This is a genomic window from Duganella sp. Dugasp78, from assembly GCF_059491455.1.
Genome location: NZ_CP168506.1, coordinates 4,273,481 through 4,296,901, shown reverse-complemented (window position 1 = coordinate 4,296,901; position 23,421 = coordinate 4,273,481). Strand labels below are relative to the sequence as shown.

The following is a 23,421-nucleotide window of genomic DNA, read 5'->3' as shown; positions in this document are numbered from 1 at the left end:
TTCCTTGGTGGGATTAGCTAAAAATCTGTTCGTCAGCGAGCTGACGGGACGAGCGGATCAGGGCGGCGACATCGAGAATCAGCGACACGCCGCCGTCGCCCAGGATGGTGGCGCCGGAAATGCCGGCCACCTTGCGGTAATTCGATTCCAGGTTCTTGACCACCACCTGCTGCTGGCCGACCAGGTCGTCGATGAACAGGCCGGCCTTGCGGCCGTCGGTCTCGATGATGACCACGATGCCCTGGCAGGGGTCGGTGAAGCGCGGCGTGATGCCGAACATCTGGTACAGCGGCACCAGCGGCAGGTATTCGCCGCGCACCTTGATGACCCGGCCCTTGCCGGAGATTTCCTTGACGTCCTCCGGCACCGGCTGCAGCGATTCGATCACAAAGCCCAGCGGCAGGATGTAGACCTCCTCGCCGACCCGGATCGACATGCCGTCCAGGATCGCCAGCGTCAGCGGCAGCGAGATCGAGATGGTGGTGCCGAAACCCTTGGCCGAACGGATGTCGACCACCCCGCCCATGGCGGTGATGTTGCGCTTGACCACGTCCATGCCGACGCCGCGGCCGGAGACGTCGGTCACCTGCTCGGCGGTGGAGAAGCCGGGCGCGAAGATCAGCTGCCAGACCTCGGCGTCGCTCATGTTCTCGTGCAGCGGCAGGCCGTTCTGCTCGGCCTTGGCGAGGATCTTCTCGCGGTTCAGGCCGCCGCCGTCGTCCGACACCTCGATGATGATGTTGCCGCCCTGGTGGGAGGCCGACAGGAACAAGCGGCCGGCGTCGCTCTTGCCGCCGGCGCGGCGCACCTCGGGCATCTCGATGCCGTGGTCGATGGAGTTGCGCACCAGGTGGGTCAGCGGATCGACGATGCGCTCGATCAGGCCCTTGTCCAGTTCGGTCGCGGCGCCGTTGGTGATGAAGTCGACCTTCTTGCCCAGCTTGGCCGCCAGGTCGCGCACCATGCGCGGGAAGCGCGAGAACACGAAGTCCATCGGCATCATGCGGATCGACATCACCGCTTCCTGCAGGTCGCGGGTGTTGCGGGTCAGCTGGCTCACGCTGTTTAATAGGCGCTCGTGCACCATCGGGTCCAGCGTGTCGACGCGCTGCTCGATCATGGCCTGCGTGATGACCAGCTCGCCCACCAGGTTGATCAGCTGGTCGACCTTCTCGATCGACACCCGGATCGACGACGACTCGGCGCCGGAGCCGGCGCCGCCTCCGCCCTTCTCTTCCTTCTTGGCGGCCTTCTTTTCCTCCTCGGCGGCGGCCTGCTGCTGCACCACCGGCGCCTCGATCACGATGCCGGCGGCCGCGCGGATCTGCTCGACCGGCTGGAAGAAGCCGTAGCCGCGGGCCTCGTCGGCGCCCTCCTCGGCGGCGGCGCGGATCTCGTCGAGCGGCTGGAAGAAGCCGTAGCCCTCGCCAGCCGACGCCGGCTGCAGCTCGGTCTCGTCGAAGAAGCCGTAGCCCAGGTCCTTCTCGACCTTGGAGCGCTCGGCGTTTTCCAGCCTGGCCTGCTTGGCGTCCAGCGCCGGCAGCTCGGTCACCACCATGTCATCCGGGTTGAGCACGAAGGAGCAGATGGCGATGACGTCGTCCAGGCTCTCGTGGGTGGTGACCACCATGGCGTTGCGGTCGCGGTCGAGCGGGGTGATGGACACGTGGCCCATCAGGCCCAGCTCGGCGCCCAGCGCGGTCACCTCGCGGTGCACCATGGCCGGCAGCTCCAGCCGGTAGCGGCGCCCGCCGCTGTGGTCGACCGCCTTGGCCTCGCCCGTGTGGAACGACGGCGCCACGGCGGCCATGGCCGCCAGCGGCACGTCCTGCGCCAGCGACTGCAGCATCATGCGCACGTCGCCGACCGCGTCCTGGTCGACGGTGCTGCCGTGGCGGTGGCCGTCGAGCTGCATCTTGAGGATGTCCTTGGCCGCCAGGAAGGCGTCCACATGCTCCGAGGTCAGCGCCATCTCGCCCTTGCGGACGCGGTCCAGCAGGGTTTCCAGGATGTGGGTCACCTCGGTCATGTCGGTCACGCCGAACGTGGAGGCGCCGCCCTTGACGGAATGGGCGGTGCGGAAGATCGCGTTCAGGTCCTCGGCGTCCGGGTGCTCGACGTCGACCGCCAGCAGCAGGCGCTCCATTTCAGCCAGCAGCTCCTCGGCCTCATCGAAAAAGACCTGGAAGAACTGGCTTATATCGATGGTCATGGGGATACTCCGTAAGTTTCGCTCAGCATCATTGCACGCGCCTTATCAGCCGATGACCTTCTTCACTACCTCGATGAGCCGCTGGGGATCGAAGGGCTTGACCAGCCAGCCGTTGGCGCCGGCGGCGCGGCCCTTGGCTTTCATCTCGTCGGACGATTCGGTGGTCAGCATCAGGATGGGGGTCTTCTGGTAGGCCGGCAGCTCGCGCAGCAGCTTGATCAGCTGCAAGCCGTCCATGCGCGGCATGTTCTGGTCGGTCAGCACCAGGTCGACGCCCTGCAGCTTGGCCTTTTCCAGGCCGTCCTGACCGTCCACCGCCTCCACCACCAGGTAGCCGGCCGCCTTCAGGCTGAAGGCCACCATCTGGCGCAGGGAACTGGAATCATCAACTGCAAGTATTGTCTTGGCCATCTTTGCTCTCACTCATTAAATGCGGGACACGGGCCCCGTTTGTATCAATCGGCAGGTTGCGGCGTCTAGAACAGTTCGATGTCGCCGCTCTCCAGGTGTTGTTGGCTGACGGCCTTGCGCAGCACGCTGCGCAGCTCCAGGCTCTGGATCGCCAGCGCCATGCTGACCTTGCCCAGCAGCGCGACGATTTCCTCGTTGTCGCTCTCGGGCAGCATCTCGGCGCCGTGCGCGCCCAGCGTGCCGAGGAACTCGCGCAGGCCGGTCACCCGCTTGAGCGTACGGTCGAGCAGCTGGCTGGTCATGTCCTGGAACTGCAGGCTGGTGATGGCGGCGTTGACATAGCCGCCCACCTGGCCCTGCAACGATTCCAGCTGGACCCGCTGCTCCGGCGTGGCGGTGCCGCCGTCCAGCAGCAGCTGGATGGTGGCCTGCTCGGCCTCGACCGCCTGATGGATGGCCATGAAGTTGAAGGACAGCTTTTCAATCGCCTCCTCCAGCAGCAGGCCGGTCTGGATCAGATCGGTCTCGACTTCGGTCAGATGCTTGCGTCCGTGGTCAGACACGCCCGACAGCAGGCGTTTCACATGTGAGCCCAGGATTTTTTTTCTCGTCATAACAGTCTCGTTGTTCCGCTTGTCGTACAGCCGCCTATTTGCGCACCGGCGGCCCGGCCGGGACCGGCGCCGCGCCAGTCGCTTGCGCCTGGCCCTCTTCCGCGCCCACGTCCATCTGGCGGGCGCCGTCGCGCATCACGTTTTCCTCGGTGCGCTTGTTCATCACGATGATGCTGATGCGGCGGTTGATCGGGTTGAACGGGTCGGCCTTGTCCAGGTGGGCGGCCGAGGCCAGGCCCACCACCCGCAGCACCTTGTTGTCGGCCATGCCGCCGGCGATCAGCTCGCGCCGCGAGGCGTTGGCGCGGTCGGCCGACAGTTCCCAGTTGCTGTAGCCGGCGTCGCTCAGGTAGGGCGTCGAGTCGGTGTGGCCGGACAGGCCGATCTTGTTGGGCACGTCGTTCAGCACGAAGCCGATGGCGTGCAGGATCTCGCGCGTGTACGGTTGTAGCTCGGCCTTGGCCAGCGCGAACATCGGGCGGTTCTGCTCGTCGACGATCTGGATCCGCAAGCCCTCGCTGGTGATGTCGAGCAGCAGCTGGTCCTTGTATTTCTTGAGCAGCGGGTTGGCCTCGATCTGCGCCTCGATCTTTTGCTTGAGCGCCTTGAGGCGCTGGTTTTCCTCGGCCTCCAGCGCGGCCTTGGCGGCGGTCAGGTTGAAGGTCTTCTTGATCTGCGGATCGTCGCTGGCCTTGACCTGGCCGTCGCGCCGGGTCAGGTCCTTGCCGCCGCCGGGGATCACCGAGGAGCTGTCGCCGCTGCCCGAGCCGCCCTGCAGCGCCACCTTGAGCGGCGTCTTGAAGTATTCCGAGATGCCGTTGAGGTCGCCCTTGGTGGTGGAGCCGAGCAGCCACATCAGCAGGAAGAAGGCCATCATCGCCGTCACGAAGTCGGCGTACGCGATCTTCCAGGCGCCGCCATGGTGGCCGCCGCCGCCCTTCTTGATGCGCTTGACGATAATCGGCCGCAAGCCCTCTTCAGCCATGGCGCTTCCTTATAGTTGCCGCGGCGCCGCCTGTCATGCGCGCGCTCACTTAGCCTTCGATTTCTTAATATGATCTTCCAGTTCGGCAAAGCTGGGGCGCTCGGTTGAGTACAGCACCTTGCGGCCGAACTCCACCGCCAGCGCCGGCGCATAGCCGTTCAGGCTGGCCAGCAGCGTGACCTTGACGCACTGGTACATCTTGGTCGACTCGTCGAGCTTTTGCTCCAGCAGGCTGGCCAGCGGACCGACAAAGCCGTAGGCCAGCAGGATGCCGAGGAAGGTGCCGACCAGCGCGTGCGCGATCAGGATGCCCAGCTCGGCCGGCGGCAAGCCCACCGACTCCATCGTATGCACCACACCCATCACCGCCGCCACGATGCCGAAGGCCGGCATGCCGTCGCCCAGCTTGGCCAGCGCGTGCGCCGGCACGGCGTGCTCGTGGTGGTGGGTCTCGATCTCGTTGTCCATCAGGTTCTCGATCTGGAACGCATCCATATTACCCGACACCATCAGGCGCAGGTAATCGGTCATGAATTCGACGATGTGATGGTCCTCCAGCACGCTGGGATACTTGCTGAACAGCGGGCTCTGCTCGGGGCTGTCGATATCGCCCTCGATCGACATCAGGCCTTCCTTGCGCACCTTGGAGAGCACGTCGAACAGCAGCGACATCAGCTCCATGTACAAGTCCCTGGTGTAGCGCGAGCCCTTGAACAGGGTCGGGATCGCGGCCAGCGTGGCCTTCAGGGCCTTGGCGTTGTTACCGACCAGGAAGGCGCCCAGCGCGCCGCCACCGATCATCACCAGCTCCAGCGGCTGCAGCAGCGCGGCCAGATGCCCGCCGTTCATGGCGAAGCCACCGAACACGCCGATGCAGACCACCACATATCCAATTATGACTAACAAGTGCCCAGACTCCCCGGTATGAAATCGGCCGGCATCAACCTAACAATCGCCCGATTTCAATAAATTTACATGTAGAACTACAATAGCGTGACTAGGGGGGAGCGGGCAAGAGAATAACGCGAAATGATGCTTAAAAGTACCATATGTAGAGGGCATTCTCAGCCTCTGTGGCGCGGATGGTGCGGTCGGGCGCACGGGCGTCGATAGCGAATTCGTAGCTGAGCAGCATGCTGCCGGGACGCATCTCGGCCGCCGCCTTGCGCCACAGGCCGGCCATCGCGGCCGGCGACAGATAGGCGAACACCAGCTGGTACTGGCCGAAGTCCAGCTTTTCATAATCGCCCAGCGTGAAGCGGGCGCGGCTGCCGCTGACGGCGGCGCGCAGCCGGCTGACCAGCCAGGGCAGCGGCGCCAGCTCGATGCCGCTGCAGTCGGCGTCGGGCCGCTGGCGGGCCAGGTACAGCACCAGCCCGCCCAGGCCGCTGCCGATGTCGATCACGCGCAGCGGCGGGCCGTCGGCGGCCGGCGGCGGCAGGACTTGACGTACAGCAGCCCAGACCGCCAGGGTGGACGGGTAATACGGCACTTGCGTACGAAAAGTCGACCAATACCAGCCCAGCAACACCAGGAACACGGCCAGGAACAGCCAGGACGGCAGCTGCAGCGCCAGCGTGGCCAGCAGCGCGGGCGGGAACAGCAGCTGGATCGGGCGCCACCACACGGCCAGGCCCAGCTTCCAGCTCAGGCCGGCCGCCAGCAGGCCCTGCACCACGGCCGCGCTCCAGACATCGACGGGAAAACGCAAACTGGCCATCACATACATGATGGCCAGCGTCAGCGGCGCGGCGCCGCATTGGATCAGCAGCGCCCGCACGGCGGGCGCGCGGGCGATGCGTTTCAGGTAGGAATCGGGGCCGGGCCGGCTCACGCGGCCAGGGTGTCGGCGTCGCGGGCCTTCTTGGTCTTGCCGGCGCGCGAAGGCATGTGGCACAGGCCGCAGACGTAGCTGCCGTTCAGGTCCATGCAGTTGACCACGAACTTGCCCTGGCATTTACCGCACGGGGCCAGCTCCAGCATCTTGCCGCTGAAGAAGCGCACCAGCGTCCAGGCGCGCGTCAGCGACAGCAGCGGCTCCTCGCCCGCTTCCGGCGGCATTTGCTCCAGGTACAGCTTGTAGGCTTTCATGACCGCCTCGATGCCGGTGGCGCCGGCGTGCTCGGTCAGGAATTTATGGATATTGATGAACAGCGAGGAATGGATGTTCGGCTGCCAGGTCAGGAACCAGTCGGTGGAGAACGGCAGCATGCCCTTCGGCGGCGACACGCCCTTGAGCTCCTTGTACAACTTGAGCAGGCGCTCGCGCGACAGCGACACTTCCGATTCCAGCAGTTGCAGGCGCGCGCCCAGCTGGATCAGTTCGATGGCCAGCTGGATTTCCTGGGCTTCCGTCACTACGCTTTTCTTGGACATGATCCGGCTCCGGCTGGGTGATCAGGCGATTTCTTCGACGGCCTGGCCGGCCATCAGGATGGCGGCGTGCGACTGGGCCAGCACGCGGTCTTTATTGTAGTTGGTCAGCATCGACAGGATGGCGCTGTCGTCGAAGCGGAAGCGGGCCAGCATCATGTTGCCGCCTGCCAGTTTCAGGATCTGCGCGTTGCTCATGCCCTCGATCAGGTCGGCGATGTCGGCGGCGATGCCGAGGCGGAAGATCGCGGTGACTTTGTCGGCGCGGATCATCTGCTGGGCCAACATCAGGTAGCTCAGGTTGGCGTCGCGAATTTCAGCCATCATATCGTTAGCGGTCATTTCCATCTCCTAGTCCGTTATCTGCACTGCGGAACACAATTGCGTTTCCAGTGAGATACATTCTGCGGGAGCAACAAAAATACGAGTAGAGGATGGCCTCCGTATTTTTCGTCGGGAAATAGCGAACGCGACCCGTCGGTGTTTGTCTGACAAACACTCGCAGATCACTCATCCACGCCCTTGCGGCGCAGGCTTCTTAAGGTCCAAGATCTTCAAAAAAGTCCTGTTATGAAACGAAAAATAGTGCAGTTCAGCGACTCTTTTTTGCTACATCTAACCCGGTTACGGCAGCGATTCGGGGAACTTTAGGGCTCCGGCGAAAATATTTTGAATTATTTTCGCCTCCATCTTGCTACCTGATGGCACTTTTCCGCTCATCATGAAACTGGTAACGGCAGCGCTTTGGGGAACTTTAGGGTTTTTTTGAAAAAAATCGAAAATAATTCAAAAAAAGTCGCAAAGCCAGCAAACATGCGGGTTTGCAGCCACCCCGCCAGCCTGGGGTCTGACCCCGTACGGGGTCAGACCCCGGTTTTTCGGGTTACACTGGCAACTTATTGAAGCCTAAAGCATTTCACCACCCTTGCAAGAAAGTTACACAATGACAACTCGCAACGACTGCCTGGGCCGCGACGCGCAAGATCCGCTCGCCGCCCTGCGCGACCAGTTCGACCTGCCACCCAATGTGATTTATCTGGATGGCAACTCTTTAGGCGCCCGCCCCAAGGCCGCGCTGGCCCGCGCCCAGCACGTGATCGCCCAGGAATGGGGCCATGACCTGATCCGCAGCTGGAACAGCGCCGGCTGGTTCGACCTGCCCAAGCGCCTCGGCAACCGCCTGGCCCCGCTGATCGGCGGCGCCGACGACGAGGTGGTGGTCACCGACACCACCTCGGTCAACCTGTTCAAGGCGCTGGCCGCCGCGCTGCACATGCAGGCCGCCGATCCGGCAAACGCCGAACGCCGCGTGATCGTCACAGAACGCTCCAACTTCCCCACCGATATCTATATGGCCCAGGGCCTGAGCGGCTGGCTGGAACGCGGCTACACCGTCAAGCTGGTCGACACGGTGGACGAACTGCCGGCCGCCATCGGCGCCGACACCGCCGTCGTCCTGCTCACCCACGTCAACTACCGCACCGGCTACCAGCACGACATGCGCGCCACCAGCGCCCTGGCCCACGCGGCCGGTGCGCTGATCGTCTGGGATCTGGCGCACTCGGCCGGCGCTGTGCCGGTCGACCTCAACGCCGACGGCGCCGACCTGGCCGTGGGCTGCACATATAAGTACCTGAACGGCGGCCCCGGCGCGCCGGCCTTCATCTGGGTGCCGCGCAAGCACCAGGCGCGCTTCCGCCAGCCGCTGTCGGGCTGGTGGGGCCACGCCGCGCCGTTCGCGATGGCGCCCGACTTCGCCCCCACCGACGGCATCGGCCGCGCGCTGTGCGGCACCCAGCCGGTGGTGTCGCTGGCGATGGTCGAATGCGGCCTGGATGTGTTCGGCCAGACCACGATGGCCGCCATCCGCGCCAAGTCGCTGGCCCTGACCGACCTGTTCATCGAGCTGGTCGAACAGCGCTGCGCCGATCATCCGCTGGGCCTGGTCACGCCGCGCGAGCACGCGCGTCGCGGCAGCCAGGTCAGCTTCACCCATCCGCACGGCTACGCGGTGATGTCGGCCCTGATCGCGCGCGGCGTCATCGGCGACTACCGCGAACCGGCCATCATGCGCTTCGGCTTCACGCCGCTGTACACCAGCCATGCCGACGTCTGGGACGCGGTGGAGATCCTGCGCGACATCCTGGACCGCAAGGACTACAACGTCGACGCCAAGCGCGACGCCGTCACCTGAAACGAGATATATAATATGAGCGATTCCAAAGACACGGCCAGCGGCTGCCCGATGCACGCCGCGCCCGCCCCGGCCACCGCCGGCGACGCCCAGTGGCACGGCGCGCAAATGGACTTCAGCAACAAGATGAGCTATGGCGATTACCTGGGTCTGGACCAGATCCTCAACGCCCAGCACCCGCTGTCGCCCAACCACAACGAGATGCTGTTCATCGTCCAGCACCAGACCAGCGAGCTGTGGATGAAGCTGATGCTGCACGAGATGCACGCGGTGCGCGCCCACCTGCAAGCGGACGACCTGGCGCCGGCCTTCAAGATGCTGGCCCGCGTGGCCCGCATCATGGACCAGCTGGTGCACGCATGGGATGTGCTGGCAACCATGACGCCGCCTGAATACACGGCCATCCGCCCCTACCTGGGCGCATCGTCGGGCTTCCAGTCCTACCAGTACCGCGAGATCGAATTCATCCTCGGCAACAAGAACGCCGCCCTGCTCAGCATCCACACCACCGCGCCGGACGCCTTTGCCGTGCTGGACAAGGCGCTGCGGGAGCCTTCGGTGTACGACGAGGCGATCAAGCTGCTGGCCCGCAACGGCCTGTCCATCGCAGCCGGGCGCCTCGACGCCGACTGGACGCTGCCGACCGCCGCCGACGAGTCCGTCAAGAACGCGTGGCTGGAGGTCTACCGCGACCCATCCCATCACTGGGCGCTGTACGAGCTGGCCGAGAAGCTGGTCGACCTCGAGACCGCGTTCCGCTTCTGGCGCTTCCGCCACGTCACCACGGTCGAGCGCATCATCGGCTTCAAGACCGGCACCGGCGGCACGGCCGGCGTCAGCTACCTGCGCAAGATGCTGGACGTGGTGCTGTTCCCCGAACTGTTCGCCCTGCGCACCGCGCTTTGAGATTGCCACGAGAATACACATACCGGTTGTATGTGCATTCTCCTTGTAGCAAACCTGCTGAAATTTTTACTGAATCCTACTGAATTGAACTTCCTTGGTCTCCTGCTGTCCAACTCAGTAGGTAGAAGCAGAAATCAGTAGATTTCAGTAAGGAGAACAGCATGGTTCCTACAATGAGCGTGAACGTCTCCCCATCCACCGTGTTCGCGCTGATGGAGCGGCTGCGTGAGACCGGCTCGAGCATCGATCCCGCCGAAGCCGTGGATGCCGCGATACGCCACTGGCTCGCGGCATCGGGCCACGCCCCAAATGCCGCGCCACGCGGCTACCAATGGAAAACGCTGTTCCTGCCCGAAGGTACATGGCTGCGCATGGCCTTCCGCGGCGACCATGAATACGCGATCGTCGAAGGTGATCACATCATGTACAAAGGCCGCGCCGTCTCGCCCAACCAATTCGCCAGCCACCACGCCGATAGCGTGCGCAACGCATGGCGGGACATATCCGTGCGCATGCCCGGCGAAAAGAACTGGAAATTGGCCGGCGTGCGCCGCCGCGAACTGGCACGTGCCGCTGCCGCAGCGCCCACACCCGCCGTCGCAAGCTCCCCGACCACCGCGCCAACCGCGCCCACGGCCGATGCCCCTTGCATAACGCTCCCCACTGCCGCACCGCCACGTGACTGCACTCCCGGCCAAGGCTGGACCGAGCCCGAGCGCAGAAAATTCCACTTCCGCTTTGAAGACGTCGCATTCGATTGAATGCAATTGTCCACGCTTGCGCAAACTGCCAGCGCCAGCAGGAATCGCGTACCCCGCCGAGGTAAGATAAATATCATCTTACCCAGCAAGGAAACCGCATGGACTACGAAGTACTGACCCTGGCCGGCCTGTGGAACTCCGGCCCCGCCCACTGGCAAACGCAGTGGGAAGCCAAGCACCCCGGCTGGCTCCGCGTACCGCACCGCGACTGGGAAACCCCGGACCGCGACGACTGGGTGGCCGACCTCGACGCCGCCATCGCGCAATGCCAGCGCCCGCCGGTGCTGGCCGCGCACAGCCTGAGCTGCTCGCTGGTCGGCCGCTGGGCCGCCTCCGGCTCGCCGCGGAGGATCGCCGGCGCCTTCCTGGTCGCCCCCAGCGACACCGACGCCCCCAGCTATCCCGACTGCACCACCGGCTTCCAGCCCATGCTGCTGGAGCGCCTGCCCTTCCCCAGCCTGGTCATCGCCAGCAGCGACGACCAGTACGTCAGCCCGCAACGCGCCCGCCAGTTCGCACAGGCCTGGGGCAGCGACTACGTCGAGATCGGCAACGCCGGCCACATCAATGGCGACGCCGGCTACGGCCCCTGGCCCAAAGGCGAACAAATGCTGCTGAATTTCTGCGCCAGGCTGCAACGCTGAGGGAACTCCCGCGCCGGCCCGCCCTCTAACCATGGCATCACGCATAAAGGAGGGAAGAACAATGAACCAGCGCATCCGCAACTGTGCAGCGGCCACCGGCCTGCTGCTCACTGTCATGACGGCCAGTGCCGCCAACTACTCGGCCATCCTCACCGGCCCGCAAGAATCGCCGCCCAACAGCTCGACCGGTCTGGGCGCGGCAGTGGTCAGCTTCAATGCCACCAGCCACATCCTGGAGGTGGACGTCGCCTTCAGCGGCCTGCTCGGCCCCACTACCGCCTCGCACATCCACTGCTGCACCACCACGGCGGACGCCGGCACCGCCGGCATCGCCACGGAAACGCCAACCTTCGGCGGCTTCCCGCTGGGCGTGACGCACGGCGCCTACTCCAACACCTACAACACCTCGCTGGCGGCCAGCTGGAACCCGGCCTTCATCAGCAGCCACGGCGGCACCACGGCCGGCGCCGAATCTGCCTTCGCCGCCGGCCTGGCCAGCGGCGAAGCCTACATCAACATCCACACCGCCAGCTATCCCGCCGGAGAGATACGCGGCTTCCTCAAGGCCGTGGCCCCGCCGGTGCCCGAACCGGCCATGTTCAGCATGCTGGGCCTCGGCGTGCCGGCCGTGCTGCTGATGGCGCGGCGCCGCCGCAAGACGTAACTAGCGCGCCGCGCCGACCAGCGGCAGCTCGATATAGCTGTCGTGGTAGACGCGCTGGGTCGCCTTCCTGTAGTCGGACGGCTGTGCGAAGAAAATATTCGGCACGAAGGTCTGCGGGTTGCGGTCATACAGCGGGAACCAGCTGGACTGCACCTGCACCATGATGCGGTGGCCCGGCAGGAACACGTGGTTGGCGGTCGGCATGGCGAAGGTGTACGGCAAGGCCGTATTGGCAGCGATCGGCTTGGCCGTCTCCAGGCTCTCGCGGTAGCGTCCGCGGAAGATATCTGCCGACACCATCAGCTGATAGCCACCCATCTCCGGCTGCGCCGCCACCTGGTCCGGATAGACGTCGATCAGCTTGACCACCCAGTCCGCATCGCTGCCGCTGGTGGCGGCCAGCAGGTGCGCCACCGGTTCGCCGCTGATCTTCACCGGCGCCGTCAGCACGTCCGTCGTGTAGCTCAGCACATCGGTGCGGCCGGACGCCTCGCGCTGGTCGTCGGCCAGCCATCGCGGCCAGGTCTGGCCCTTGGCCTCGTCATAGCCATACGGCGCGATCGGCCGCGCGCGGAACGGCACCGGCTTGGCCGGGTCGGACACGTACTCGTCAAACGCCGTCCGCTGCGCCGGCGCGGAAGCCGGGCGCGGCGCCTCGTTAGTCAGGCTCAGCCGGGCATTGGCCGCCAGCCTCAGCGTGGCTGGCGCGATCGCGCAGCCGCTGACGCAGCCGCTCGGCCAGCTGTTGAGCGAACGCCACTTGTTGGTCCCGGTCTCGAACGCCGACACCGGCGCGATCTCCGCCGCCGGCGCATCGTCCTTCAGGTAGCGGTCCAGGAAAGGCCGCAAAATCTCCTGCCGGAAGTGCAGCGCCGTGTCGCTGTTGAAGCGCAGCGCGCCCAGCCGGCTGCCGTCGCCGATGCCGCCGCCATGATTCCACGGCCCCAGCACCAGGAACACCTTGTTGTCCTTGTCGTGCGGCTTGATCGCCTTGTACACCGCGATGGCGCCATAGATATCCTCGGCATCCCACAGGCTGTGCACCAGCAGGGTCGGCACCGTCACCGGCTGCCGCGCCAGGATCTTGTCCATCGCCTGCGCGCTCCAGAAGGCGTCATAGCTCGGATGCGCGACGATCTTGCGCCAGAAGCCGCTCTGCTCCACGCCGCGCTGGCGCGCCAGCTCGCCCACCGAGCCGGCGCGGATGAAGGTGTCGTAATCGTCGAAATGGCTGCTGTACCACTTGGCCTCGTTGCGCCGCGTGACCACCTGCTCCAGCACATACGACAAATTGATCTGCCGGAACGCGCCGTTATGGAACCAGTCGTCGCCGCGCCAGCCGTCCACCATCGGGTTCATCGGCACCGACACCTTCAGCGCCGGATGCGGATTCACCAGCGCCATCAGCGGCAGGAAGCCGTCGTAGGAAATGCCGATGATGCCGACCTTGCCATTGGTCTCGGGAATATTCTTGGTCAGCCACTCGATGGTGTCCCAGGTATCGGTGGAATGGTCGACCGGCGTCGGATTGAGCGCGCTGCCGCTCAGCGGCCGGTTCATCACATAGTCGCCCTCGGAGCCGTACTTGCCGCGTACATCCTGCACCACGCGGATATAGCCGCCCCCGACGATGACGTCGGCCGCGTTGTCATAGCCCTGCAGGATGGATTCCATCTGCGAGCTCTCGTTGTGGCTGGTCAGCTCGACCGCATTGTAGGGCGTGCGCGTCAGCAGGATGGGCGCGTTGCGCGCCTTGCGCGGCACGATGATCACGGTATTGAGCTTGACGCCGTCGCGCATCGGCACCATCACGCTGCGCTTGACGTAATCCAGGCCGTCGGTGGGCGCCTTGAACTCATCAGGCGTCTCGCTGGGCAGTGCGAGGTAAAGGGGAGCGGCGGCGACGCCCGGCGTCGATGCCGGCAGCTGGGCCAGGACGGCCGGAGCGGAAACAACAAGGGCGCCAGTCAGCGCCCAGAGGATCTTGTTCATGTGGATTCCGGGAATGTGCCAGTGAAGCCGCAAAAATAGCACACCTCCCGCCGCCCCCGTCATTCCCGCGAAAGCGGGAATCCATGCACTGCATGAATTCCCTCCATAGAACGCATCAAAAGCCACCTCAGCATAGGCTCCCGCTTTCGCGGGAGCGACGAGTCCTTACTTGCCAGCCCCGCTCAGCAGCATTTCATTCAGGCGCTTGACGAAGGTGGCCGGATCGCTCAGCGAACCGCCTTCGGCCAGCAAGGCCTGGTCGAACAGGATGTTGGCCCAGTCGCTGAAAGCGCTGCCTGCTTCTTCGTACTTCAGGCGCGTCACCAGCGGGTGATTCGGGTTGATCTCCAGGATAGGCTTGGACTCCGGCGCGCTCTGGCCCGCAGCCTTCAGCATGCGCAGCAGGTTGCCCGACAGCTCATGCTCGTCCGCCACCAGGCAGGCCGGCGAATCGGTCAGGCGGAACGTCACGCGCACGTCCTTGGCCTTGTCCGACAAGGCTTCCTTCATCTTGCCGACCAAATCCTTGTAAGAGGTTTCGGTCTCCTCGTGTTCCTTCTTCTCGGCCTCGTCTTCCAGCGCGCCCAGATCCAGGCCGCCCTTGGCCACCGACACCAGCTCCTTGCCTTCGAACTCGGTCAGGAAGGACAGCATCCACTCGTCCACGCGGTCCGTCAGCAGCAGCACTTCCACGCCCTTCTTGCGGAAGATCTCCAGGTGCGGCGAGTTCTTCGCGGCGACGTAGTTATCGGCCGTGACGTAGTAGATCTTGTCCTGGCCCTCCTTCAGGCGCGCCACGTACTGCTCCAGCGAGACGCTCTGCTCGTCGTTGTCGTTGGCGGTCGAAGCGAAGCGCAGCAGCTTGGCCAGGCGGTCCTTGTTGGTCGCGTCCTCGCCGATGCCCTCTTTCAGCACCTGGCCGAACTCCTTCCAGAAAGTGACGTACTTGTCCTTCTTCTCCTGCTCGTCGGCGTTCGCCAGCTCCTCCAGCATGCCGATCACGCGCTTGGTCGAGCCGTCGCGAATCACCTTCACATCGCGCGACTCCTGCAGGATCTCGCGCGACACGTTCAGCGGCAGGTCGGCCGAGTCGATCACGCCCTTCACCATGCGCAGGTAGGCCGGCATCAGCTGCTCGGCGTCGTCCATGATGAACACGCGCTTGACATACAGCTTGATGCCACCGCGCTTGTTGCGGTCCCACAGGTCGAACGGCGCCTTGGCCGGGATGTACAGCAGCTGCGTGTACTCGCTGCGGCCTTCCACGCGGTTGTGGGTGTGCGTCAGCGGCGCCTGGAAGTCGTGCGACACGTGCTTGTAGAATTCCTCGTACTGCTCCGGCGTGATCTCCGACTTGTTGCGGGCCCACAGCGCGCTGGCCTGGTTGATGGTTTCCAGTTCGTCCTTGACGACGGTTTCCTTCTTCTCCTCGTCCCACTCCTCCTTCGCCATCACGATCGGCAGCGAGATATGGTCGGAGTACTTGCGGATGATGGACTTGATTTTCCACGACGACAGCAGCTCGTCCTCGCCCTCGCGCAGGTGCAGGATGATGTCGGTGCCGCGGCCGGTCTTCTCGATCTGCTCGACCGAGTAATCGCCCTCGCCGGCCGATTCCCAGCGCACGCCTTCGGAGGCTGGCGCGCCGGCGCGGCGGGTTTCAACGGTGATCTTGTCGGCGGCGATGAAGCCCGAGTAGAAGCCCACGCCGAACTGGCCGATCAGGGCCGCGTCCTGCTGCTGGTCGCCCGACAGCTTGCCGAAGAATTCCTTGGTGCCCGATTTGGCGATGGTGCCCAGGTGCGAGATCGCCTCGTCCCGGCTCATGCCGATGCCGTTGTCGGAGATGGTGATGGTGCGCGCGGCCTTGTCGAACGAGACCTTGATCTTCAGTTCATGGTCGTTGCCATACAGGGCGTCGTTGTTGATCGCCTCGAAGCGCAGCTTGTCCGAGGCGTCGGACGCGTTCGAAATCAGCTCACGCAGGAAAATCTCTTTGTTCGAATACAGCGAGTGGATCATCAGCTGCAGCAGCTGCTTCACTTCGGCCTGAAAACCCAGGGTTTGCTTATCGGTGTCTGCCATTTTGAAAGCCTCAATAGTCTTGTGGTGAATGATACAAAAAATGCAAAGCTTTTACGAAAGTGGGGATGATAGGAGCGATTTCAAGACCGATCCAGCTCCCGCTCCAGGAAACGCCACACCGCCGGCTCCTGCATCGCCGCCACATTGAGCCGCATGCGGGTCGACGGCAGCTGCTTGGGCGAGAACAGGCTGCCCGGCGCCAGCAGCAGGTTGTGCGCCATCGCCTTTTCGGTCAGCACATTGGTGTCGCAGCCGGCATCGACCCAGACGAACATCCCGGCCGGCGGCGCCACATCCACCTTCAGCCCCACCCGCTCCATCTGGCGGATGGTCTTGGCGCGGATCGCGTCCAGCCGCGCGCGCACCCGGTCGATATGCTTGCGGAACGAGCCCTCCGACAGCACCTTGTACACCACCCGCTCGCCGATGTCGCTGGTGGTCAGCATGGTCAGCATCTTGCGGTCGGCGAGGCGCTCGGCCCGTTCCGGCGAGGTCGCGATGAAGCCCACCCGCAGGTTGGCCGCCATCGTCTTCGAAAAACCGCCCAGGTAGATCACCCGCCGCAGCTGGTCCAGCGCCGCCAGCCGCGTGGCCGGCTGCACCGCGGCACCCGGATGCAGGTCGCAGTAGATGTCGTCTTCGACGATGATGAAATCGTGCTCCTCCGCCAGCCGCAGCACCTGGAAGGCCTTGGCCGCCGATAGCGAGGTCGAACTGGGGTTGTGCAGCACCGAGTTGATGATGTACAGCTTGGGCTTGTGCAGCGCGGCCAGCTCCGCCAGCTGGGCGATGTCCGGGCCGTCGGCCAGGCGCGGAATGCCCACCACCTTGGCACCCAGCGCGGCGAAGGAGCCGAACATCAGGAACCAGGCCGGGTCGTCGACGAAGATGGTGTCGCCCGGCCGCGTGAACTCGCGCGCCACCAGGTCCAGCGCCTGCGTCACGCCGGCCGTGGTGACGATCTGCTCCGGCGCGGCGGCGATCTCCAGTTCGGCGAACTTCAGCTGCAGCTGCTGGCGCAGCGGCAGAAAGCCCTGCGGCACGCCGTAGCTGACCAGCAGGTTGACATGCTGCCGGCTGACCGCGCGCAGCGCATTGGCGATGGCCGCGCCGTCCAGCCAGTCGGCCGGCAGCACGCCGGTGCCGGGCGTGTGCCCGTGCGGCATCTGGCGGAACATATTCCGCACCAGCCAGACCACATCGATAGGCTTGGCGCCGGGGTGTTCGCGCTCGCCCTCGGCCGACCTGCGCCGCGAGCCCGGGCGCCGCTCCGCCAGGTTCAGCTCCATCGCCGCCGGCTCGCGCACGAAGAAGCCGGCGCCGCGGCGCGACTCCAGGTAGCCCGACGCCACCAGCTTGTCGTACGACGCCACCACCGTGAACGCCGACACCCCGTGCGCCGCCGCGAACGCGCGGATCGACGGCATGCGCGCGCCACCGCGCAGCAGGCGGTCGTCGATGCGCGCCGTCACCGAGCGCACGATCTGGTCGATCAGCGTCTCGCCCGACTCGCGCGACAACAAGCCCAGCACCATCCCGGACTGCGCCGCCCTCTCCGGCTTCTCCGCGCCCTTGCCGGCCCCGCGTCCCGCGCGCGCGGCCGGCGCCGATGTCGGGCTCACCGAAGCCACCGCCGGTCCCGGCGCGGCCGCGGCAACCGCCCGGCCCGAAGCCAGCTTGGCGGCCGCGCGGGCGTCGGCCGCCGCCAGCGCATCGGCCACCGCCTCCGCCGCGGCCGACGCGGCGGCGCCCAAAAGTGAAGTGCGTGTGCGTGTATTGGTCATTTTACCGTCACAGTATGAGAAATTATGTGTGCAAGTGTACTGGCACTGTACTGGCTTTGTCACGTAGCATACAACCATACCAACCATAATGCCACCGGAGACCCGCATGACCCACAGCGCCCCGCCGCCCGCCGGCCCCGCCCCGTCATACCCGCGCAGGCGGGTATCCATGGAACGCAAGCTCAGCATGGATACCCGCCTGCGCGGGTATGACGGCGGACAACGCGGGTATGACGGCGGACAACGCGGGCATGACGGCGGCCGGCGGCTGAGCGACGAAACCAGCGGCATGCTGCTCGGCCTGATCGCGGTCGCCATCTTCAGCCTGACCTTGCCGTTCACCCGGCTGGCGGTGGGCGGCGCGCTGGCCAGCCACGGCGCCGGCCTGTCGCCCACCTTCGTCGCCCTGGGCCGCGCGCTGGTAGCCGCTGTACTGGCCGGCGGCTGGCTGGCCTGGAAACGCGCGCCGCTGCCGCCACGCGCCGCCCTGCTGCCGCTGGCGATGGTGGCCGCCGGCTGCATCATCGGCTTCCCGTGGCTGACCTCCATCGCCATGCGCAGCCTGCCGGCCGCCCACGGCGCCGTCCTGGTCGGCATCCTGCCGCTGGCCACCGCCGTCTTCGGCGCCCTGCTGGCCGGCGAAAAACCCTCGGCCGGCTTCTGGATCATGGCCAGTGTGGGCTCGGCGCTGGTGGTCGGCTTTGCGCTGGGCCAGAGCGGCGGCAGCCTGCACCTGGCCGACCTGGCGATCTTCCTGGCCGTGCTGCTGGCCGCCATGGGCTACGCCGCCGGCGGCCGCCTGTCGCAGACGCTGGGCGGCCAGCACACCATCTGCTGGGCGCTGGTGCTGTCCGTGCCGGTGCTGCTGCCGCTGGTGGGCTGGCTGTGTTGGCAGGACGGCCCGCAGCTGGCCGCCGCCGGCGCCGCCGCCTGGACCGGCTTCGCCTACGTCTCGGTGTTCTCGATGTTCATCGGATTCTTCTTCTGGTACCGCGGCATGGCGCTGGGCGGCGTGGCGCGCGTCGGCCAGGTGCAGCTGGTCCAGCCCTTCCTGTCACTGCTCGGCGCCGCCGTGGTTTTGGGCGAGGCGCTGGAATGGCCCACTGTCGTTTTTGCAATCGCCGTCATCGCCGTGGTGGGTGCCGGCCGCAAAATGCAGGTAAAACGTGGCTAAAACCGTAGACTATCTTGATTTTGCCCCGTTTGCGGGCACGCCCTGCCGCTGACGTACAATATCGGTCTAGGTCTCAGCATTCCCACTTACTTTTTGGATAACCACATGTCTGTCTACGAAAAACTGAAAGCGCTCGATATCACCCTGGCCGCACCCGCCACCCCGGCAGCCGCCTACGTCATGTACGCTCAAAGCGGCAACCTGGTGTTCCTGTCGGGTCATATCGCCAAGCGCGCCGACGGCAGCGTGTGGGTCGGCCAGCTGGGCAAGAACATCGACACCGCCGAAGGCAAGGCCGCCGCGCGCGCCATCGCCGTCGACCTGATCGGCACCCTGCAGGCGGCCGTCGGCGGCGACCTGACCCGCGTCAAGCGCATCGTCAAGGTCATGAGCCTGGTGAACTCCACGGCCGAATTCACCGAACAGCACCTGGTCACCAACGGCGCCTCCGAGCTGCTGGGCGAAGTCTTCGGCGAAGCCGGCAAGCACGCCCGCTCGGCCTTTGGTGTCGCACAAATCCCGCTTGGCGCCTGCGTCGAAATCGAACTGATCGCGGAAGTCGCGTAAGCGGGCGGCTCCTTATCCGGAGTCGTTCCTTTTATAAGAGCACGCCACAAGCGAGCTTGTTGAATAGCCGGCCACGCCGGCATCCTCTAGTGAGACATGTATGAAAATCGAAAACCCTAATCCGATCCAGTGGCGCTTCTCCGAACGCGCCGACCAGCTGCAATCGTCGTTCATCCGCGAGATCCTGAAGATCACCCAGCAGCCGGAGATCATCTCCTTCGCCGGCGGCCTGCCGTCGCCGCTGACCTTCCCGGTCGACGAAATGAAAGCCGCCTTCGACAAGGTGCTGAGCGAGAACGGCAAGGTCGCCCTGCAGTACGGCCCGACCGACGGCTACCTGCCGCTGCGCCAGTGGATCGCCGATTCGCTCTCCACCAACGGCGCGAAAATCGTGCCGGAACAGGTGCTGATGACCTCCGGCTCCCAGCAAGCGCTGGACCTGCTGGGCAAAGTGCTGATCGACGAAGGCAGCCGCGTGCTGGTCGAGACCCCGTCCTACCTGGGCGCGCTGCAGGCGTTCTCGGTGTACCGTCCTGAATTCAAATCCGTGGCCACCGACGAACATGGCCTGGTGCCGTCGTCGCTGGACGCCGTCGCCCAAGGCGCGCGCCTGCTGTACGCGCTGCCGAACTTCCAGAACCCGACCGGCCGCACCCTGTCCGTCGAGCGCCGCCTGGAGCTGGTGGAAACCTGCGCCCGCCTCGGCCTGCCGCTGATCGAGGACGACCCGTACGGCGCCCTGAGCTACAAGGGCGATCCGCTGCCGAAGATGGTGGCGATGAACCCGGAAGGCGTGATCTACATGGGCTCCTTCTCCAAGGTGCTGACCCCCGGCATCCGCCTGGGCTACGTGGTCGCCCCGCTGCCGCTGGTGCGCCGCCTGGAGCTGGCCAAGCAGGCCGCCGACCTGCACACCTCGCAGCTGACGCAGATGGTGGTGCACGAAGTGATCAAGGACGGCTTCCTGGGCCGCCACATCCCGAAAATCCGCGCGCTGTACGGCGACCAGTGCCAGGTCATGCTGGACGCGATGGCCCAGCACTTCCCGGCCGGCGTCGAGTGGACCAAGCCGGAAGGCGGCATGTTCATCTGGGTCACGCTGCCTAAGCACATCGACGCCATGAAGCTGCTGGACGAAGCCATCGCCCAGAAGGTCGCCTTCGTACCGGGTTCGCCGTTCTACGCCAACGAGCCGGAGACCAACACGCTGCGCCTGTCCTTCGTCACTGTGGCGCCGGACCGCATCCGCAGCGGCATCGAGATCCTGGGCAAACTGATCGCCGCCAAGATCTAAGTCGTCGTACCATTCGTGGGCGGCGCTCGCCGCCCACATCCCCCGGCTTTATCACCAAAAGTAACGAGCGCCAGCCAAAGCATTAACATCCCATCAACAATAAGTAAGCCAGTCCCCCGTTGGTGTGGCATCCGCGTCAATTCCGAAGAAATCCTCAATTAGCGGCGGATTTTTTTTCACCCGGCGCCGGGCCGACGCGTTATGATTTGAACGGATAGTCACTTTCAGATCAGGCCAGCCTTTGTTCACCACAGTCCCCCATCCCATCCTTGCCACGCGGCGCGATGCCGCGATACTCATAGTGGACGACGCGCCGGAGAACCTGAGCGCACTGCGCAAACAGATGGTCCAGCAGGGCTACCAGACCTTCGTCGCCACCTCCGGCGAACGGGCGCTGAAGATCGCCCGCCGCGTGCATCCGGACCTGATCCTGCTCGACGTCGTGATGCCCGGCATGGACGGTTTCGAAACCTGCCGCCAGCTCAAAAGCCACGCCGCCACCCAGCGCATCCCGGTCATCTTCATGAGCGCGCGCACCGAGACCGAGGACGTGGTGGCCGGCTTCGACATCGGCGCGGTCGACTACATCAGCAAGCCGCTGCGCATGGCCGAAGTATCGGCCCGCGTGCGCACCCAGCTGCACATCCGCAGCACCAGCGAGACCCAGGAAGAACAGGCCGAACGCCTGCGCACCATCGTCAACAACATGGCCGAGGGCCTGCTGATCATCGAGGCGGACGGCCGCATCCAGTTCACCAACCCGGCCTGCGACAAATACCTGGGCTACCAGGAGAACGAGCTGGCCGGCCGCGCCATCGCCGACCTGCTGAACCCCATGGTGGCGCAGGAATACCTGGACTACTTCGACCGCTACGCCGCCGCGCCGGAAGCGGCGCACAGCCACGGCACGCGCGAAGTGATCATCCGCCACCGCAACGGCAGCTCGGTGTGCATGGACCTGACCCTGACGCCGATGTACCTGCGCCAGCCGCTGTTCATCGGCCTGCTGCACGACATCACCCACCACAAGCAGTCGGAGGACGCGCTGCAGCGCGCCGCCATGGTCGACCCGCTGACCAAGATCGCCAACCGCCGCCACTTCGACACCTTCCTGGAGAAGGAATGGCAGCGCGCCATGCGCAGCGGCCAGCCGCTGTCGCTGGTGGTGCTGGACGTCGACCACTTCAAGCTGTACAACGACACCCTGGGCCACCCGGCCGGCGACGCCTGCCTGCAGCAGGTGGCGCAGGCCATCGCCTCGCACGCGCTGCGCCCGACCGACCTGGCGGCGCGCTACGGCGGCGAAGAATTCGTGCTGCTGTTCGCCGAGACCGACGGCGACTCGGCCTACCTGCTGGCCGAATCGATACGCGCCCACGTCGAATCGCTGCAGATCCCGCATCCGCGCTCGACCACCTCGGCCTGGCTGACGGTGAGCATCGGCGTGGCCACCATCAAGCCGCACCAGCTGGACAACACCGAATCGCTGTTCGTCGCCGCCGACCGCGCCATGTACGTGGCCAAGGAAGGCGGCCGCAATCAGGTACAGGCCACCACCACCGGCGGCGCCGCGATGGAGGCGGTCAAGGCGCTGGTGATGCGCTGATCCGGCCATGGCCGCGCAGGGCCTTGAGCCCGAGCGGCACGCTGCCCGCCAGCGCCAGCAGCGAAAACAGGATCACGCCCTGGCCGCCCAGTCCCTGGAACAGCGCCCCTGCACCCACCGTGCCCAGCGCCACCGCGGCAAACGTCACCACCACCGATTGCGACAGCAGCCTGCCGTCGCGGTCGCGCGCCGAAATAAAACTGTTCATTATCGCCATGACGGTATAGAAGGCGGCGTTCAGCGCCAGCTGGGCGACGAAGAACGCCGCCGCGCTGTGCGCGCTGAAGAAGCCGGCCACCGACGCCGACATCACCGCCAACGCCGCCATCACCGTCAAGCCGCGCCGCGCCGCCAGCGCCGGTATCGCCGGCACCACCGCGCCGAAGAAGCCCAGCAGCGACGACAGCGACAGCAGCATCCCCGTCGCCGGCAAGGACAGGCCGATGCGCTCCCCCTGCAACGCCGACACCGTCCACACGCCGGCCTGCACGCTGTAGACGCCGACGAACACGCCCCAGGCCAGCCACACCTCGGCGCGGCCGCGCCGCCGGCCCGCATACACCTCCGGCTGCGGCGCCGGCATCAGCACCGGCACACGCACCGCCCCCAGCGCCAGCACCGCCGCCAGCAGCGCCAGGCCGTACCAGATCCCGCTGCCATCGGCCACGCCGGGCAGCAGCGACAGCAGCGTGAACACGCCCGCCACCGCCAGCCCGGAAAGCAGCAGCACCACGCCCCACAGCCGCTCCGCATCGCGATGACAGGCCAGGCAGATGCCGACCATGACGATCATCTGCGCCTCGCAGAACCCGGCCGCGAAGCGCGCCGCCACGAACGCCGGCGCCGACACGATCAGCGCCGACAGCACCTGGCTCCATAACAGCATCACCAGCGCGCCGGCGGTAAGCCGCGATGGCCAGCGCCGGGCCAGCGCCGGCAGCACGATGCAGCCGGCCAGCATGCCCAGCATCTCCGCTCCGGCCAGCATGGTGGCCTGTCCCTCGTCCAGCCGCAGGCGCGCCATCGTATTGGTCACCAGCAGCGGCATCATGGTGGTGCCGCCTATGCCCAGCGCCCAGCAGCAGGCCAGGATCAAGGTGGGACGGGCTTGGCGCGCGGACTGCGCTGGCGTGATGATCATCTGTTCTCCGAAGT

General features: G+C 65.6%; 21 protein-coding genes. 9 read left to right on the top strand and 12 right to left on the bottom strand.

Annotated features, from left to right (window positions below; translation table 11 throughout):
• Positions 1–13: 13 nt before the first annotated feature.
• The 8 genes from cheA to flhD form a co-directional block, all read right to left on the bottom strand.
• On the bottom strand, positions 14–2,212 hold the full coding sequence (gene cheA / locus ACEN9O_RS19085; RefSeq protein ID WP_495613413.1) for a chemotaxis protein CheA: 2,199 nt from the start codon (positions 2,210–2,212) through the stop codon (positions 14–16).
• Positions 2,213–2,257: 45 nt separating this feature from the next.
• The gene (locus ACEN9O_RS19080; RefSeq protein WP_117013625.1) at positions 2,258–2,623 is read right to left on the bottom strand and encodes a response regulator; all 366 of its coding nucleotides are present in this window, start codon (positions 2,621–2,623) and stop codon (positions 2,258–2,260) included.
• Positions 2,624–2,688: 65 nt separating this feature from the next.
• Positions 2,689–3,237, bottom strand: a complete 549-nt coding sequence (locus ACEN9O_RS19075; RefSeq protein WP_495613412.1) for a chemotaxis protein — start codon at positions 3,235–3,237, stop codon at positions 2,689–2,691.
• A 34-nt stretch (positions 3,238–3,271) separates the two neighbouring features.
• A complete protein-coding gene (motB, locus tag ACEN9O_RS19070) occupies positions 3,272–4,222 on the bottom strand; it encodes a flagellar motor protein MotB (protein WP_495613411.1) in 951 nt (316 codons plus the stop codon).
• Positions 4,223–4,267: 45 nt separating this feature from the next.
• Positions 4,268–5,128 (bottom strand): flagellar motor stator protein MotA, encoded by an 861-nt coding sequence (gene motA, locus ACEN9O_RS19065; protein WP_495613410.1) that lies wholly within the window; start codon positions 5,126–5,128, stop codon positions 4,268–4,270.
• Between the two features lie 130 nt (positions 5,129–5,258).
• Entirely contained in the window at positions 5,259–6,056 is a 798-nt protein-coding gene (locus ACEN9O_RS19060; RefSeq protein WP_495613409.1) for a class I SAM-dependent methyltransferase, read from the bottom strand.
• Positions 6,053–6,598, bottom strand: a complete 546-nt coding sequence (gene flhC, locus ACEN9O_RS19055) for a flagellar transcriptional regulator FlhC (RefSeq protein WP_495613408.1) — start codon at positions 6,596–6,598, stop codon at positions 6,053–6,055. Before flhC ends, ACEN9O_RS19060 begins: the two co-directional genes overlap by 4 nt.
• Before the next feature lie 21 nt (positions 6,599–6,619).
• Positions 6,620–6,937: a flagellar transcriptional regulator FlhD gene (gene flhD, locus ACEN9O_RS19050; protein ID WP_495613407.1), complete on the bottom strand. Its 318-nt coding sequence runs from the start codon at positions 6,935–6,937 to the stop codon at positions 6,620–6,622.
• 601 nt (positions 6,938–7,538) lie between these two features.
• Here flhD and kynU point away from each other — a divergent pair.
• The 5 genes from kynU (at position 7,539) to ACEN9O_RS19025 (ending at position 11,764) form a co-directional block, all read left to right on the top strand.
• Complete coding sequence (gene kynU / locus ACEN9O_RS19045; RefSeq protein ID WP_495613406.1) at positions 7,539–8,789, top strand: kynureninase; 1,251 nt, start codon at positions 7,539–7,541, stop codon at positions 8,787–8,789.
• A 15-nt stretch (positions 8,790–8,804) separates the two neighbouring features.
• The gene (kynA, locus tag ACEN9O_RS19040; RefSeq protein WP_495613405.1) at positions 8,805–9,695 is read left to right on the top strand and encodes a tryptophan 2,3-dioxygenase; all 891 of its coding nucleotides are present in this window, start codon (positions 8,805–8,807) and stop codon (positions 9,693–9,695) included.
• 161 nt (positions 9,696–9,856) lie between these two features.
• Positions 9,857–10,456, top strand: coding sequence for a hypothetical protein (locus ACEN9O_RS19035; RefSeq protein ID WP_495613404.1), 600 nt, complete (start codon positions 9,857–9,859; stop codon positions 10,454–10,456).
• A 98-nt stretch (positions 10,457–10,554) separates the two neighbouring features.
• Complete coding sequence (locus ACEN9O_RS19030; protein WP_495613403.1) at positions 10,555–11,100, top strand: RBBP9/YdeN family alpha/beta hydrolase; 546 nt, start codon at positions 10,555–10,557, stop codon at positions 11,098–11,100.
• 61 nt (positions 11,101–11,161) lie between these two features.
• A complete protein-coding gene (locus tag ACEN9O_RS19025) occupies positions 11,162–11,764 on the top strand; it encodes a CHRD domain-containing protein (protein ID WP_495613402.1) in 603 nt (200 codons plus the stop codon).
• Here ACEN9O_RS19025 and ACEN9O_RS19020 read toward each other — a convergent pair whose 3' ends face one another.
• From ACEN9O_RS19020 to ACEN9O_RS19010, 3 genes are all read right to left on the bottom strand, one after another.
• Positions 11,765–13,756 (bottom strand): CocE/NonD family hydrolase, encoded by a 1,992-nt coding sequence (locus ACEN9O_RS19020; protein WP_495613401.1) that lies wholly within the window; start codon positions 13,754–13,756, stop codon positions 11,765–11,767. It abuts the gene before it with no gap.
• A gap of 165 nt (positions 13,757–13,921) precedes the next feature.
• A complete protein-coding gene (gene htpG, locus ACEN9O_RS19015; protein WP_495613400.1) occupies positions 13,922–15,841 on the bottom strand; it encodes a molecular chaperone HtpG in 1,920 nt (639 codons plus the stop codon).
• Between the two features lie 80 nt (positions 15,842–15,921).
• Positions 15,922–17,625, bottom strand: a complete 1,704-nt coding sequence (locus ACEN9O_RS19010; RefSeq protein ID WP_495613399.1) for an aminotransferase-like domain-containing protein — start codon at positions 17,623–17,625, stop codon at positions 15,922–15,924.
• Between the two features lie 289 nt (positions 17,626–17,914).
• Here ACEN9O_RS19010 and ACEN9O_RS19005 point away from each other — a divergent pair, with 289 nt between their 5' ends.
• The 4 genes from ACEN9O_RS19005 to ACEN9O_RS18990 all read left to right on the top strand — a co-directional run bounded on the left by ACEN9O_RS19005 (position 17,915) and on the right by ACEN9O_RS18990 (position 22,266).
• A complete protein-coding gene (locus tag ACEN9O_RS19005) occupies positions 17,915–18,799 on the top strand; it encodes a DMT family transporter (RefSeq protein WP_495618503.1) in 885 nt (294 codons plus the stop codon).
• Positions 18,800–18,904: 105 nt separating this feature from the next.
• Entirely contained in the window at positions 18,905–19,366 is a 462-nt protein-coding gene (locus tag ACEN9O_RS19000) for a RidA family protein (protein ID WP_495613398.1), read from the top strand.
• 100 nt (positions 19,367–19,466) lie between these two features.
• Positions 19,467–20,660 carry an aminotransferase-like domain-containing protein gene (locus tag ACEN9O_RS18995; RefSeq protein WP_495613397.1) on the top strand — a complete coding sequence of 398 codons (1,194 nt, stop codon included), beginning with the start codon at positions 19,467–19,469 and terminating at the stop codon, positions 20,658–20,660.
• Between the two features lie 241 nt (positions 20,661–20,901).
• The gene (locus tag ACEN9O_RS18990) at positions 20,902–22,266 is read left to right on the top strand and encodes a diguanylate cyclase domain-containing protein (RefSeq protein ID WP_495613396.1); all 1,365 of its coding nucleotides are present in this window, start codon (positions 20,902–20,904) and stop codon (positions 22,264–22,266) included.
• On the opposite strand, the gene ACEN9O_RS18985 is transcribed toward ACEN9O_RS18990, so the two are convergent.
• On the bottom strand, positions 22,244–23,407 hold the full coding sequence (locus ACEN9O_RS18985) for an MFS transporter (RefSeq protein WP_495613395.1): 1,164 nt from the start codon (positions 23,405–23,407) through the stop codon (positions 22,244–22,246). The genes ACEN9O_RS18990 and ACEN9O_RS18985 overlap by 23 nt on opposite strands.
• Positions 23,408–23,421 lie beyond the last annotated feature (14 nt).

What these genes read in the sequence shown, in the direction of transcription:
- ACEN9O_RS19020 (WP_495613401.1), bottom strand. Translation starts at nt 13,756, where the DNA reads ATGAACAAGATCCTCTGGGCGCTGACTGGCGCCCTTGTTGTTTCCGCT.
- ACEN9O_RS19080 (WP_117013625.1), bottom strand. Translation starts at nt 2,623, where the DNA reads ATGGCCAAGACAATACTTGCAGTTGATGATTCCAGTTCCCTGCGCCAG.
- kynU (WP_495613406.1), top strand. Translation starts at nt 7,539, where the DNA reads ATGACAACTCGCAACGACTGCCTGGGCCGCGACGCGCAAGATCCGCTC.
- flhC (WP_495613408.1), bottom strand. Translation starts at nt 6,598, where the DNA reads ATGTCCAAGAAAAGCGTAGTGACGGAAGCCCAGGAAATCCAGCTGGCC.
- ACEN9O_RS19005 (WP_495618503.1), top strand. Translation starts at nt 17,915, where the DNA reads ATGCTGCTCGGCCTGATCGCGGTCGCCATCTTCAGCCTGACCTTGCCG.
- ACEN9O_RS19010 (WP_495613399.1), bottom strand. Translation starts at nt 17,625, where the DNA reads ATGACCAATACACGCACACGCACTTCACTTTTGGGCGCCGCCGCGTCG.
- htpG (WP_495613400.1), bottom strand. Translation starts at nt 15,841, where the DNA reads ATGGCAGACACCGATAAGCAAACCCTGGGTTTTCAGGCCGAAGTGAAG.
- ACEN9O_RS19025 (WP_495613402.1), top strand. Translation starts at nt 11,162, where the DNA reads ATGAACCAGCGCATCCGCAACTGTGCAGCGGCCACCGGCCTGCTGCTC.
- ACEN9O_RS18995 (WP_495613397.1), top strand. Translation starts at nt 19,467, where the DNA reads ATGAAAATCGAAAACCCTAATCCGATCCAGTGGCGCTTCTCCGAACGC.
- ACEN9O_RS18985 (WP_495613395.1), bottom strand. Translation starts at nt 23,407, where the DNA reads ATGATCATCACGCCAGCGCAGTCCGCGCGCCAAGCCCGTCCCACCTTG.
- flhD (WP_495613407.1), bottom strand. Translation starts at nt 6,937, where the DNA reads ATGACCGCTAACGATATGATGGCTGAAATTCGCGACGCCAACCTGAGC.
- kynA (WP_495613405.1), top strand. Translation starts at nt 8,805, where the DNA reads ATGAGCGATTCCAAAGACACGGCCAGCGGCTGCCCGATGCACGCCGCG.
- ACEN9O_RS19075 (WP_495613412.1), bottom strand. Translation starts at nt 3,237, where the DNA reads ATGACGAGAAAAAAAATCCTGGGCTCACATGTGAAACGCCTGCTGTCG.
- motB (WP_495613411.1), bottom strand. Translation starts at nt 4,222, where the DNA reads ATGGCTGAAGAGGGCTTGCGGCCGATTATCGTCAAGCGCATCAAGAAG.
- cheA (WP_495613413.1), bottom strand. Translation starts at nt 2,212, where the DNA reads ATGACCATCGATATAAGCCAGTTCTTCCAGGTCTTTTTCGATGAGGCC.
- ACEN9O_RS19030 (WP_495613403.1), top strand. Translation starts at nt 10,555, where the DNA reads ATGGACTACGAAGTACTGACCCTGGCCGGCCTGTGGAACTCCGGCCCC.
- ACEN9O_RS19000 (WP_495613398.1), top strand. Translation starts at nt 18,905, where the DNA reads ATGTCTGTCTACGAAAAACTGAAAGCGCTCGATATCACCCTGGCCGCA.
- ACEN9O_RS19035 (WP_495613404.1), top strand. Translation starts at nt 9,857, where the DNA reads ATGGTTCCTACAATGAGCGTGAACGTCTCCCCATCCACCGTGTTCGCG.